The 14,625-nt window shown below is 35.5% G+C and carries 10 protein-coding genes and 1 pseudogene; 9 read left to right on the top strand and 2 right to left on the bottom strand.

Going from position 1 to position 14,625, the window contains the following annotated elements; all coding sequences use genetic code 11:
* Position 1: 1 nt before the first annotated feature.
* From ccsA to JI665_RS20080, 3 genes and pseudogenes are all read left to right on the top strand, one after another.
* Positions 2–716 (top strand): annotated as a pseudogene (ccsA, locus tag JI665_RS29265) (cytochrome c biogenesis protein CcsA); the annotation flags it as partial.
* A gap of 73 nt (positions 717–789) precedes the next feature.
* Positions 790–1,518 carry a sulfite exporter TauE/SafE family protein gene (locus JI665_RS20085; RefSeq protein ID WP_206843063.1) on the top strand — a complete coding sequence of 243 codons (729 nt, stop codon included), beginning with the start codon at positions 790–792 and terminating at the stop codon, positions 1,516–1,518.
* Positions 1,519–2,056: 538 nt separating this feature from the next.
* Positions 2,057–2,440 (top strand): DUF302 domain-containing protein, encoded by a 384-nt coding sequence (locus JI665_RS20080; protein WP_206843062.1) that lies wholly within the window; start codon positions 2,057–2,059, stop codon positions 2,438–2,440.
* 183 nt (positions 2,441–2,623) lie between these two features.
* Here the strand turns inward: JI665_RS20080 and JI665_RS20075 are convergent, their stop codons facing one another.
* Positions 2,624–4,171: a multicopper oxidase family protein gene (locus JI665_RS20075; RefSeq protein WP_206843060.1), complete on the bottom strand. Its 1,548-nt coding sequence runs from the start codon at positions 4,169–4,171 to the stop codon at positions 2,624–2,626.
* Positions 4,172–4,365: 194 nt separating this feature from the next.
* A complete protein-coding gene (locus JI665_RS29135; protein WP_206843050.1) occupies positions 4,366–4,551 on the bottom strand; it encodes a hypothetical protein in 186 nt (61 codons plus the stop codon).
* Between the two features lie 708 nt (positions 4,552–5,259).
* Here JI665_RS29135 and JI665_RS20065 point away from each other — a divergent pair.
* From JI665_RS20065 to JI665_RS20040, 6 genes are all read left to right on the top strand, one after another.
* Entirely contained in the window at positions 5,260–7,329 is a 2,070-nt protein-coding gene (locus tag JI665_RS20065; RefSeq protein ID WP_206843136.1) for a heavy metal translocating P-type ATPase, read from the top strand.
* A 794-nt stretch (positions 7,330–8,123) separates the two neighbouring features.
* Complete coding sequence (locus tag JI665_RS20060; RefSeq protein ID WP_206843047.1) at positions 8,124–9,284, top strand: D-alanyl-D-alanine carboxypeptidase family protein; 1,161 nt, start codon at positions 8,124–8,126, stop codon at positions 9,282–9,284.
* A 54-nt stretch (positions 9,285–9,338) separates the two neighbouring features.
* Positions 9,339–9,950 (top strand): hypothetical protein, encoded by a 612-nt coding sequence (locus JI665_RS20055; protein ID WP_206843045.1) that lies wholly within the window; start codon positions 9,339–9,341, stop codon positions 9,948–9,950.
* Positions 9,947–10,552 (top strand): redoxin domain-containing protein, encoded by a 606-nt coding sequence (locus JI665_RS20050; RefSeq protein ID WP_206843044.1) that lies wholly within the window; start codon positions 9,947–9,949, stop codon positions 10,550–10,552. Before JI665_RS20055 ends, JI665_RS20050 begins: the two co-directional genes overlap by 4 nt.
* Before the next feature lie 219 nt (positions 10,553–10,771).
* Positions 10,772–11,629, top strand: coding sequence for a D-alanyl-D-alanine carboxypeptidase family protein (locus tag JI665_RS20045; protein WP_206843042.1), 858 nt, complete (start codon positions 10,772–10,774; stop codon positions 11,627–11,629).
* A 1,268-nt stretch (positions 11,630–12,897) separates the two neighbouring features.
* Entirely contained in the window at positions 12,898–14,553 is a 1,656-nt protein-coding gene (locus JI665_RS20040) for a peptide ABC transporter substrate-binding protein (RefSeq protein ID WP_206843040.1), read from the top strand.
* Positions 14,554–14,625 lie beyond the last annotated feature (72 nt).

Below are 14,625 nucleotides of genomic sequence, written 5' to 3'. Positions count from 1 at the left end.
CATAGCTGGTTTAATCTATCTTCTAAATTCGGTAGACCTGCACGTGAAAAGCAAACGATCTTTCTGGCTTGAAGCCATCATGTACAGCATCGTTTGTGTGATTGGCTTTATTACTATAACATCAGTATTTTCCATCGCTGATTACAAAGTTGACTTTAGTTGGACTGATAAAACAGACACTGAAAAATCATGAAGTATAAACTGCCTGCACTTGTAGGTCCAAATGAAGGAGAAATTCTGACGAAAGATAGATTTAGCCCCATCACTGAATTACCAGCAATTATTCATGCACAAAAATTAAACTCTGTAATTTGGACCCTTTTCACTGGAACAGTCCTTTATGCAGTGATTCGCCTTGTAACAATAAGAAGGGGGAGTGTACTTCTGCAACCACTAGTCAAAAAAGTAAATTTGGATTTAGTAGATGAAATCAGTTACAGACCGTCTTAATTGGTTTTCCTGTCTTCTCACTTGGCAGATTAATATTTGCAATGATTTGGGCACAAATTGCCTGGACACGATTCTGGGGCGGGGACCCAAAGGAAGTATGGGCTCTAATTACATTTTTATATTATGCAGCATTTCTTCATTTACGCCTTTCAAAAGGATGGCACGGAGAGAAAACAGCGTGGCTGGCGGTAATTGGTTTTATAATTATCATTTTTAATCTAATTGTTGTTAACCTTGTGATTGCAGGATTGCATTCATACGCATGATGAAATGTTGGAAATAACCAATATAATAATAGTCGCAGTGAAAATAAACTAAGATATTCTGAGGTAGATAAACATGTATCAGGAAATCAGCAAAATAAGCCAATTCTTAAGCGAACCCTTTTTTTCATTGTACAATGGGACTCAAGCACCTATTATCGTTGCTTTTATACTTGGACTAATAGGTGCGCTTGCACCTTGTCAGTTAACTGGAAATATAAGCGCCATCACTTTCTATGGCAATCGAAGCCTGCAAACTTACCGGTACTGGGGAGATGTTATTTTCTTTATTTTTGGTAAAATTGCTGTCTTTAGCGGACTTGGATTATTAGTTTGGGCGGTTGGCCAGAATTTTGAGCAGAATATAACAATCATATTTCCGCTCTTTCGAAAAATGATAGGGCCGTTCCTTATTTTATTGGGTTTATTTTTACTCGGATATATTCAGCTTAATATAATAAATAAAGTTTCAAGCCGATTTCCATTAAGACTAAAGAGTGGAAAAACAGGTTCGTTTATCATGGGTGCAAGCTTTTCAATCGCTTTTTGCCCCACAATGTTTGTTTTATTTTTTGTAACACTCATGCCTGTTGTTTTAACATCGTCCTACGGTATTTTTCTTCCTGCCGTCTTTGGAATTGGCACCTCCATTCCGGTCCTTATAATCATTGGGGCCATATCATTTCTTGGGCTAAATGGTACATTAATAAAAAAAAGCAAAAAAATGGGTCGTGGGATACAAAGCATTGCCGGAGTAGTTCTAATTTTGTTTGGAATTCTTGATATAGTGACCTATTGGTTATAACTTGTAAATAATAATAATAATAGAAATTAATTATTTCCAATTCGCGAATAATAATACAGCACTGTGAAGAAACATGTGAACATATGGTTATTATTTGTTATGTCATCGTGATGGCAGGAGAGATTTCTAAGTAAAATTGTTAAGAGATTATGCTGAACATTGCCGAAAATTGCTTCTTAATTAATGGTTCAACAAGTGAGATAAACTTTTATATTCACTTTAAGTGTAAATATATTTGACAATTTAGGTATTGAAATCTTTCCTTAATTTGTAAATCGTTTTGGCCAATCGATGGGAGTAGCCCACAAACATTATGCCCCTAAGCCGATTTGACTATCTCATTTTGATCCACTGATAAAATCAATATCTTTTTGAAGCTGACCATGTTCAGCCTGTTTGTGCATGGGAATTGTGCAACAATGGATTTGAAGTTGAGGTAAATCACCTAAATCCGGCAATTTAGATGAATTAGGCTAAAACTGTTTAATAAAAATTTGATTGAAAATAATAAAGAGGAATAAAGAAAGGAGCTGTTTAAATGTTTCACTACACGGTTGAAACTACTAAAACGATTGAGGAAGCCATTGCATCACTAGAGGAGAGCTTAAAGGAAGAAAAATTCGGGGTGCTTTGGGAATTTGATATAAAGGATAAATTACAAGAAAAAGGTTTTGATTTTGACCAAACCTATCGTGTGCTAGAGGTATGTAATCCACATGAAGCCCAACGTGTTTTATCAAAAAATCAAATGGCTGTTTATTTCTTGCCTTGTAAAATTGTTGTTTATGAGGATGCTGGTCTCTCAAAAATTGGGATGCCAAGACCGACAGCACTAATCGAAATGGTGAATGATCAATCAATTAAGGATCTTGCCAAAGACATTGAGGAAAGATTAATTAGATGTATTGATAAAGCAGTTTAGTTATTTAGGTGAACGACGATAATGATGGAGTCATATTGTCGTTTTTATATTTCTCATTTATTATATTTCCTCATTTAGGATACCACCAGATTATCTCGTATTTACAAAGCCCAATTTCTCAGCATTTAGAAATTGGGCTTTTTTCCATACATTTCGGACCACTAAATATTTTTTGATTGAGGTTTATTCCACCTTTACCTGAGCCATCATTCCGTTATCTTCATGTTCAAGAATATGGCAATGGAACATATACACGCCCTTATACTTAAATTGTATAGCAATTTTTACTCTCTCATCTGGTTTTAAGGAAAAACTGTCCTTCCAGCCCCTCTCATTTTCAGGTGGTTCTTCCCCATTTCTTGAGATTATTTTAAATTGAGTTCCATGAATGTGGACTGGATGAATCATTCCTCCCATAGCGTCCGGTTTGTTGAAAAATTCCCACACTTCAGTGACCCCTTGCTTTTGCGTGAAATCAATTCTTTCCGCATCAAATTTCTTTCCATTTATCGTTACCTTGTCCATCATCCCAAAGAATTCCACCTTCTTTGTAACTGACAAGTTCATCTCTTTGTTTGTTATTGAAAAATTATTCAACTTTGCCGGAGTGCTGCTGTCCTCTCCGCTTTGATCAGAAACCTCAAATGGTAAAAGGATCGATCCATCCGCATTTATTAACGCCAAGTCTTTTTCTGTATTAAGCTTTGAAAAATCAACAACTATTTCCGCCCGTTCAGATGGTGTCAGTGTAATTTCTTTCAATGTCACTGGTCCATTCAAGAAACCTCCATCAGTTGCAACTTGCACAAAGGAATCACCTGTATTCAATTTAAATGTGTAATTCCTCGCATTGGACCCATTTAATAGACGAAGACGAACCTTTTCTTTCTTTACAGTCAATTTCGGATTCATCGTCCCATTGATCAATAACGTTTCACCGATTGTTCCGTCTTCATTCATTGCAGCACTGTAATTCAATTGTTTCTTATCATCAAATGTTTTATCTTGGAAAATCAAAGGAATATCATTCTTCCCATACTTATTTGGTAATCCGAGACTCTTTGAATTGTCATCTTCAATATAAATCAATCCTGCAAGTCCATTGTAAACCTGTTCAGCGGTGTTTCCTTTTGGATGGGGATGAAACCATAACGTTGACGCTTCTTGTGTTACTTCAAATTCAATCACTTTTTCTTCTTCCGGTTTAAGTACATTATGAGGTCCACCATCTACTTCCCCCGGTACTTCCAGCCCGTGCCAATGAAAAGTTGTCACCTCATCCAGCTCATTTATCAATCTGATTTTCACATTATCACCTTTGCTAAGACGAAGCACCGGTCCTAAAAATTTCCCGTTGTATCCATATGTTTTCGTTTTGGTACCATCGAATATTTCAGTATTTCCTTCTTGGGCTCGAACAGTGTATAACACTTCTTTTTCATTATCGCTTTCAAGCACTGGAGGCATTTTCAATTCATTTCCCCCGGTGGAGTTGTTTAAACTCACCACCTTGTCGTGGCTCATATGCCCCTCCGTCGTGTCTTTATCCATCTTGGAATGATTCATTCCTTCCATGGACTCTCCATTCATATCCATATTTTCATTTGACTCATTCTTCGTTTCTGAGTTATTATTGGGTGCTGTTTTATTTTCGTTATTTCCAGTACAAGCTGATAGAACAAAAACTGTAATTAAAGTAACTAGACCTATAATTAGTTTCTTACTTCTCATTATCCTTGCCTCCATTTAGTTAATTTCACCTGTTAATCAATCTTTAATAATTGAGTATTTTTGGAACAAATAATAGTATTTAGCGACATAATAACTGCCTAAAAATTGCTGATGTAATAACGAATCCTAAACTAATCAGAGCACCTGCGGTAAAAGGTATGGCAAAAATGTTGTAGCCTGCTGTTCAAACTAAATTAAGGAACATCTTTCGTGAAGTAGGTTAAGAACTTGAGAATATTGAGTATATCGTTTTGATTAATATTTACTAAGAAGACATCAGCCGTTTCAATAGCAACATCCGTACCAGCACCTATGGCAATGGGATAATGTGCTGTAAAAACGTAAGCTGTTATATTTGCAAGGGAAAAAAGCATCATCATATCCAGAGGACATCCTTAAACCCTGCATCAACAAATTTTTTAGCCACCTTCTTCGAAGAATTACCATATGCCTCGAATCCTGCAAATTTCTTTATGATTAGGCATCTTATTAAGAACTTTTGATAGCCACTAGTTACTCTCCCTCAAAAAATGTAAGTTGTCACATATCCTATCGAAAGTGTTCCTGATCTTTGATTCATCTTCCTTTATTATTCTTTAAATGATGAACCTCATTCGTGGTTTCAATTTTTACTCCATTTTATATACTCAAACACCTTTACTTTTAAGACTACTAGAAACTCCGAAAAAGAATAAAGGAAGCGTCTATTTCAAAGCAGCCTGTTTGTATTTTGTTTGACACGATAATTTAATTATCGAAAATTTAGTTTGATGTATGTAAATTTATTACAATAAATACTTTCCATCCAATCCTGTATTATCTCTGTTTGTTTATAGTATACCTATATGGGGTATAGTAAATACACTTAACTGTATCAATTTAATTTAATTTGAGAAAAGTATTAGAAATCGCAATGAGAGAAAGGAGAAGAAAAAATGACAACAGAACATCGAAACCATAATTCAAACGCTAAATATCATAGTAGTAAGATTGAAGATCCTATCACTCCTAATCATAGAGGTCAATCCGATGTACACAAAGACAATCATGAACACAGCGATCATGACAGCAACAAACACAAAAGTCATATGACCCATCATGATCATAGCCACCACAACTATGTAATGAATGAAGAACATACTGAAATGCATGATAGCCATAAACATCAACACGGTAACAGCAATCATGAACATGGTGGTGGGAATGGAGGACATGGAGCTCACCATGGTCATATGGTAGAAGATTTCAAGAAACGTTTTTATATATCACTTGTCGTTTCTTTACCAATCTTTTTCCTCTCACCTATGATACAATCACTATTCGGTTTTGAATTCACTTTTCCATTTGATTCAATTATGCTATTTTCACTTTCATCATTTGTATTCATTTATGGGGGCTATCCATTTTTAAAAGGAGCCACTGATGAGATAAGACAAAAAAGGCCTGGAATGATGACTCTAATTGCTTTAGCGATAGTCGTTGCTTATCTGTACAGTACATTGACTGTTTTAGGATTAGAAGGAATGGATTATTATTGGGAACTGGTCACGTTGATAGATATCATGCTTTTAGGGCATTGGCTTGAGATGAAGTCCGTGATGGGGGCTTCAAACGCTTTAGAACAGCTTGTCAAATTAATGCCCTCTGACGCACATAAAATCACAGATGAGGAGACTGTTGATGTCCCTGTATCAGACTTAAAACCAGGTGACAAGGTGTTGGTCAAGCCAGGAGAAAGGATTCCAGTGGATGGTATCATTAAAAAAGGACGCTCCACGATAGATGAATCCATGTTAACTGGAGAGTCGGTTCCAGTGGAAAAATCACAAGAGCATGAAGTAACGGGAGGATCCGTAAACGGTGATGGCTCACTAACGATAGAAGTCAAAAATATAGGTGAAGAAAGCTATCTTTCGCAAGTCGTTAAAATGGTTCAGGAAGCACAAGAATCAAAATCAAGAGCACAAGATCTCTCCAATAGAGCAGCCAAATGGCTATTTTATATTGCATTAGGAACTGGTATTTTAACTTTGGTTGGTTGGCTTTTATCTGGTTTCACCTTTAACTATGCTTTAGAACGCATGGTTACAGTGATGATTATTGCATGTCCTCATGCACTTGGATTAGCAGTTCCTTTAGTTATAGCTACCTCTACAGCTATCTCAGCTAAAAAAGGTTTGCTCATTCGCAATCGCACGCAATTCGAGGAAGCAAGGAGAATTAATGCAGTTGTATTTGATAAGACAGGGACGTTGACTAAGGGTGAATTTGGAATAACAGACCTAATCGTTGCCGATGGCTATACCGATGATACAGTATTGAAAATGGTTTCATCAATAGAGGGACAATCTGAACATCCAATAGCCAGAGGGATATTGAACAGTGTAAAAGAAAAAGAGATAAAAATACCCGAACCTGAAGAATTTGAATATATTCAAGGTAAGGGGCTCAAAGGAAAAGTAAATGGAAAAGAGGTCCTTGCGGTTAGTCCAGGGTATATGAAGGAACATAACATTCCTTATCCTGAAGAAAAATACAAGGGACTTTCATCGGAAGGAAAGACAGTGATTTTCGCTGTCATTGAAGGAAAATTTGCTGGTATGATTGCACTTGCCGATAAAATTAGAGAAAGTGCAAAAAAAGCCATACAGGATTTAAAGGAAATGGGTATAGAATCCATCATGCTAACAGGTGATAACAAACAGGTCGCAAATTATGTAGGAAAGCAAATTGGATTAGACGAAGTTTACGCTGAAGTATTGCCTCATGAAAAGGCAAACAAAGTAAATGAAATTAAGCAGAAAAATAAGAAAGTCGCTATGACAGGTGATGGTGTGAATGATGCACCAGCCCTAGTGAATGCCGACGTAGGGATTGCGATTGGAGCCGGAACCGATGTAGCGATTGAGACAGCTGATGTAATCCTAGTCAATAGCAACCCACAGGATGTAGTGGAAATCATTGAATTATCCAGAAAGACATACAGAAAGATGGTTCAAAACCTTTGGTGGGGTGCGGGATACAATATAATTGCGATTCCGTTAGCCTCAGGATTATTCTATAAAGCTGGATTTGTGCTAAGTCCTGCGATTGGAGCCATTCTTATGTCTCTGAGTACGATAGTCGTTGCTATAAACGCAAGATTATTAAGAGCATAGTTAAAGGAAAAACCTATAAAGGTCAAGTTTCTTCCTATTCTGAAGTAATTAAAAGCTGTTGGGGACCATAAACGTAATGCCCGTGAAAAAGTGTATATTTTCCGTACCCTAGGATGGGTAGCCTTATCCAATTGTAATTAAAAGGATAAATCAGTTTATGAAACAAATGGAACAACACAGATTCAATGTTACCCTTAAGTCTGGAGGCATAAGTGTAGATTCACTATCTAATCAAACTTCAATAAATGTGGGATGAATGAGGATAAAGTAAAAATGGAAGGCATGGTTAAAAAGTAGTCGAATGAAAAAAATTTCAATTTAAACAAATAAAGACTTCTATTGAACTTACATGTTCGAATGACCTCACCAGATCTGTGGGAGAAAATTTCAAATGGTTGCGAAGAAAATATATTCCCTAATGTACACGACCTTGAGGGAGATGTATTTATTCGTGACATTGGCAAGTTGTATAAAATGATTATTGAACAAGAATGTATCTTAATTATTAGAAACCCTGACTCTTTCGTCTTAATATGAAAAAAAAGTCAGGGTTTATCCTCTACAAATACAAATGGATTCATGCGTGGTTTCCAAATATCAATGTAATTAGGGAATATCTCCAGCCCACATGACTAGATTGGAAATTTTTGTTCTCCACTAATTCTCCACATTTTTAAACTATAATCCCCTTTGTATCCTAGTCATATAAAAACGCCTTATTAGATGACAAAAGGTTTCCTGATAAGATAAAAATCCCAAACTCAAAATCTTAAAGATAGTAAAACAGGTGAATTATGAAACTTAAAATACTTTTATTAATACTATTTACGTCAAACCTTTATTTTTCTGATAAGACTTTTGCTGAGAATAACCCTGCTATTTTAAGTGAGTCAGCCATTCTCATGGACTCCAAAACTGGAGCAGTTTTATTTGAAAAAAACTCTAGTAAAAAAATGTACCCTGCAAGTTTAACAAAGGTTACTACAGCAATATATGCACTAGAAAAAGGAAATATTAATGATATTGTCACGGTCAGTAAGAACGCCAGACAAGTTGAGGGTACAAGGGTATATTTGGAAGAAGGAGAAAAGGTCCAATTAAGGAAACTCGTTCAAGGTTTATTAATAAATTCGGGAAATGACGCTGGTGTAGCAATTGCAGAGCATTTAGATGGTTCTGTAGAGATTTTTGCAAAAAATTTGAACAGTTATTTAAAAAGGCTAGGAGTGAAGAATACAAATTATGAAAATCCACATGGTTTATTTAACCCTAATCATGTAACAACAGCTGAGGATTTAGCAAAAATAACACAGTACGCGATGTATAATGAAGAGTTCAGACAAATCTTCGGTACAAAAGAGTTAGAATGGATCGGGGAATCCTGGAAGACAACTCTTTTTACTCATCATAAACTTATGAGAGAAAACCCATATGAGGGGATAACAGGTGGAAAAACGGGATTTGTTGATCAATCTGGACACACTTTGATAACGACAGCCAAAAGGGATAATATTAGTTTGATAGTTGTAACATTGAAAAGTTCTACGCAGGAGATGGCTAACAACGATACAATCGAATTACTAGATTACGGCTTTGATCATTATCAAACATCCTATATCCCTAAGGGCACTATATTTACAGCGAATGATAACCAGTATTCAACAAAAAAAGATTTTTATTTTACACAGGATTCCAAAGAAAGTGTAATAAATAAGGTGGATGAAAAAGGGATATTGGAAATTATGGATCAAAATCAAGAATTAGTAGCTTCCGTTCAGTTAGAAAATGTTCAGAAAAAAAGTGATGACTTGAACAGAAAACAAAAGGAGTCGACAGAAAGTAGTCTTGGGCTAGATGTATACAAAGGAAGCTTATTGATTTTATCTCTGGCTTACAGTGTTTTACTTCTCAGGAAGAAGGTTAATCAAAAGAGAAGGCGAAAAGGTTGGCTGTGATACAAATACCAGGATCGTTAAGTAATATACTATCGAGGAGGAGGGGATTGACCATTGAAATGGTTTTCAGTAGGGCCAGTAACGGTACCTGCCTCGTGGGCAGCTATATTGGCAGCTTTCATAGTAACATCGGCTTTTTTATTTGTAAACAAAAAAAAAGCTGTTGGAGATTGGTATGGAAATGTAATTTTTGCTTTTATTCTGACGTGGAAGCTGAGCGTCGTAATTTTTGATTTCAAGTTGACAATAAATAACCCCTCTAACATTCTCTATTTTAACGGAGGTATAAAAGGGTATTGGCTTGGGATTACGGTAGCAATTTTGTATACAATCTATAAAAAGAGAAAACTAATTTTATGGTATGGTGAAATCATTCTGTCTTGGATTTGGACTGTAACTGTTTATGAACTAATTATTGGGATTTTGAATCAAGCAACGATCTGGCTAACAATAAGTCAGTTTGTTATCAATCTAGTTTTTCTTTCATTAGCTATTTCAAAAAAAGAAAATCAACAATGGATGCTGCAAATAATTATTTTGTTTACATTCTTACAGGGACTTGCTTATTCGCTAAAAGCTGATTTTCTTTCTGTACCAATGGCTACATATGGATTGCTTGTTTTATTCATTACATTTTTAATGAAAAATAGGGGGGGTACTAAGTGAAAAAAAGTATCTTCGGCCTTGTGTTAATTACCATGCTTGTTGGAATCTTCATTGTAAATGTTTTTCAAGAAGTACGTAAGAATAAAGAAAATGCCAGGGAACTGGAAGAAAATATAACCCAAATAGCAAGTGTCGAAGGCTCCATAGCTCCTAATAGTGAGGGACTTTCAGAAGGAGATGCTCCACCGGATTTTGAATTAAAAACCCTTGAAGGAAAAACAATCAGGCTTTCTGATTATAAAGGAAAAAAAGTCATTTTAAATTTCTGGGCGTCATGGTGCCCTCCATGCAAAGCTGAAATGCCTCACATGGAAACTTATTATAAAACAAACGCAAAAAAGCAAAATATTGAAATTATTGCTGTTAATTTAACAAATTTAGAGCGAGGCAGCAACAAGCTCGAGCAAGTTAAAAATTTTGTCAAAGATTATCGTTTAACATTTCAAATTCCATTGGATGAAAATGGGGACGTAGGAAGAACCTATCAAACGCTCTCAATTCCTACGAGCTATATGATTGACTCCAACGGGTTGATCAATAAAAAAATCATTGGACCCATGGATGGAGAAATGATTGAGAAACTTGTGAAGGAAATGGACTAATAAAGCATAAATGCTAATTAGCTTCTTATAGGTTAATATACCTGTATAATGTTCGGGATACCAACAGCCACGGTTAATTTTTCATTTTTTGACTTAAAAAATCTAAGAGACATTGAATTCTATATTTTTGTTTGCCTTCATATATTTGAAAAGATAGAAATATATAAATTGGAGGTAACAAGTGATTGAATTTAATAAAAACCTAATTGGAGATTCTCTATGATCAAGCAAAAATTTATTTGTTTGTTATCATTACCATTTTTCTTGTTATTTATTTGGCGGAATGAACTGGCCAATGCAAAAGAGAATATTCAAAATGAAATTAATGCAGATGCTTGGGTAGTTATGGAAGCAGAAACGGGAAAAGTCCTTTTAGACAAAAATATGAATAAACAGCATTTTCCAGCAAGTATAACCAAAATAATTACAGCTATTATTTCCATCGAGGAAAGAGTATTAAATGAGATCATAACGGTTTCTGAACATGCGGAAAATACGGAGGGAAGCAGTTTAGCATTACAAGCTGGTGACGAAATTAGTCTGTTAGATCTCTTATATGGAATTATGCTCCATTCCGGAAATGATGGAGCAGTAGCACTAGCAGAACATATCTCAACAAATGAAAATGATTTTGCTCAGAAGATGACGTCCTTTGCAAAGTCGATCGGTGCAAAAAATTCCCACTTTACAAACGCAAGCGGCCTTCCTAACGATGAGCATTATACCACTGCCTACGATATGGCCATTATAACTCGCTATGCTATGAAAAACGCCATTTTTAAAGAGATGGTGCAGCACAAAACGTATAACTGGAATGAACAGTTATGGAGAGATACTTTAATGAAACATGAAAAAAGCGAAGCCAAAGAATATGGCATAGCTTGGGAAGGGAAACCGCAAGTTATCAATCATAATCGATTACTTGGTTTATACAAAGGGGCTACCGGTATCAAAAATGGTTTCACACACGAATCACGATATACTCTAGTAGGGTCAGCAAACAGAAATGGTACAGAATTAATCGCTGTTGTGTTAAGATCCGAAAACGCTGATACCGCCTATAAAGGCATCATCTAAACAGATCAAGGAGACTAATGAAGAGGTATCAACAAATATTGTGGACGACGAAATCATTTCAAAAAATAGTAGTTCAAATGAAGGCGGAAAAGAATCTAACGCTTCTATTCCAATTGAATATCAAATAATCTACTTTTTAATTTTAGGAACTATAGTTTGTCTTATGATTACTTTTTTGCTAAAAAGAGGACAAAAAAAGTGACTGTTTTTCAACTCAATTTTTCTTCTTAGAATACTTTGAATTTTCCTGATTACGATAATAGTACAGATAAACACGTAATTCCAGCGCTACCCAATAAAAGGGAGAAATTATTACAGAAGGAAGTACATGAGGAGTATGTCTTGCGAAAAAATTCAATATGAAAGTGTGCAAGTCCATTTTCTTATCTTTTAGAGAGTCCTGCTTAAGCATGGAGAATTATCTCTTGTCTATGTCATCTGGTATTCAATTGGAAGTTTTTTCTGGAAGGTCTAAGAACAGACAGTCTGATGCTTACAAAGCATTAAGGATTCCGCAGTTATTTTCCTTAGTTCTTATTGCAGCTGCAGCAATATAAATTTTTTGAGCGACGGAAGGGCAAAGCCATAAAAGGATATGCAATACGGTTATTAGTGGAATTTTGGTGAACGTTTCATGGAAATACTGTAATGAAATCATTTTAACCTTTGATGATGTTAAATATGATGTACAGACCTGACTGAACGCCAGGAAGCGAAAGAGTTTCTTTCGCAACATCAAATTGACTATATCCAAAAATATTCCAAAATGACATCCTGGTTGCGGACATGCTTTTTCTTTGGAAGTGAAAGCAGGTTCAAAATAATAGCCTCAAATGTACAAAAGGCCTAATCAATTATTTACCCATAATTAACAGTTGATCGTAAATGATTAGTTTTAATTCACTTAGCAATAATACGTTTATTTTTCTTAGTAACCTTTTATGAGTGTCAAATGTTCAGCAATAAGACTTCGAAGGATTCTACTTAAAATATCGGGAATCGAACTATTGACAATCCGGATATATTTACTTAATATTATGATTAGTTATTTGATTTTGAATTTTCAAAATTATAATCCGCAATTCATATATAGTCTACAGTTATTAGTTGAATTAGGGGGCTATATCGAATTTCTTTATGCATTATGCATAGGTTATTCGATATGCCTCCTTTTTTATTATTCAATTAGATGTCGGAGGTGATATTGTTAGAAGTTTCATAAATAACAAGAGTTTCCGCTGTTTAAAAAGAATATAGGGGGATATGTGATGATTAAATTAAGAAGTCGATTTGTATTTCTAACCTTCTTTATTGTAATTACCTTACTTATAAGTGCATGCAGTAATAATAGTCAGGTGAATAACCAGACAGATAATGAAACCAAGGATGCGAAAAAAGATTCCACCAAAGAACAGGTGATTACAGTAAATGCCTTATCTGAACCACCTAGTCTCGAACCTGCTTTAATTGATAACCAGGTTGCTGGGGATATATCAAACCAATTATTTGAAGGCCTCGTTCGTTTGGATAAAGAAGGAAAAATAGTTCCAGGTGTGGCTGAAAGATGGGAAACTTCAGATGATGGGACAATTTACACGTTCTACTTAAATAAAGATGCGAAATGGTCAAATGGTGACCCAGTGACTGCCCAAGATTTTGTCTATTCCTGGGAAAAGGTATTAAGGCCTGAAGTAGCATCTCCGCTAGGAAGTAATTTATTTTTTATCAAAAATGGAGCAGCATATAATGAAGGCTCGTTAAAGGATCCTGCTCAGCTTGGTGTTAAAGCTGTAGATGAATATACTCTTGAAGTTACTTTAGAAAAACCAACTTCCTTCTTCTTGGGACTAACAGCCTTTTTCACATTATTACCAATCAATGAAGAAGTTGATAAAGCAAATACAAAATGGGCATCAGAAGCTGACTCTTTTGTTTCAAACGGCCCCTTTAAAATCGCAAGCTGGAAGCACGGACAAGAATTAATAATGGTTCCCAATAAACACTATTGGGGGAAAGAAGTCGTTAAACTGGATAAGCTAAAGTGGGTAATGGTAAATGAACAAAATACTGAATATGCAATGTACCAATCAAATGAGCTTGACTTCTCTACGAACATACCAAATTCGATAAGAAATAAATTAATTTCTTCTGGAGAGGCAAATACAGCGCCAAGTGCAAGTTTAGCTTATTTACGTTTTAATCACAAAAATGACATTTTCGCGAACGAAAAAATACGCCAAGCATTGGGTTTAGGGTTGGATAGAAAACTTTTAGTTGAAAAGGTAACACAAGGAGGAGAAATTCCAGCTTTAGGCTTAATTCCAATTGGATTGAGCAGCGGCGCGGGAGAATTTAGGGATTTGGCTGGAGAATCCTTGTTTAAGGATAATGATATAGAAAAAGCAAAACAAATGCTGCAGGAAGGGCTAGATGAATTAGGCCTCTCCTCTTTACCGAAAATCAATCTACTATTCTATACAGATGATACGTACAATAAGCTCTCCCAAGCCATGCAAGAAATGTGGAAGAAAAACTTAGGGATAGAAGTTGAACTCCAAACAATGGAGCGTAAAGTATTTGTTCAAAATGTTCAAGCAGGGGATTATCAACTAGCAATTTATAGTACAGGTGCGGACTATGATGATGCAAGTAATTTAATGGGGCAATTCATGACAAGGGATTTCTATAACTATAGTAATATCTCTATTCCTGAGTACGATCAATTAATGAAAAAAGCAGAAGCTGAATTGAATTTGGAAGATCGTGCTCAGTATTTGGTGGAGGCAGAAGAGGTCCTGATAGACCAAATGGCCATTTCACCTCTGTTTTACCGAACGAAGGTATATCTGCAAAAGGATAATATTGATGGAATCTTTCAATATACTATCCATGCCATTGATTTCCGGGAGGCGTCTGTGAAATAAAGACTAACACCACTTAATCCGAAAAATGAGTTTAGGTTTTTGTTAGAAATTTCGCTGAAAGAGTGTACGAAA

Source organism: Bacillus sp. NTK034, assembly GCF_017303275.1.
GTDB lineage: Bacteria > Bacillota > Bacilli > Bacillales > Cytobacillaceae > Cytobacillus.
The sequence above is the reverse complement of the archived record's forward strand: the minus strand, read 5'-3'. Positions and strand labels throughout refer to the sequence as shown.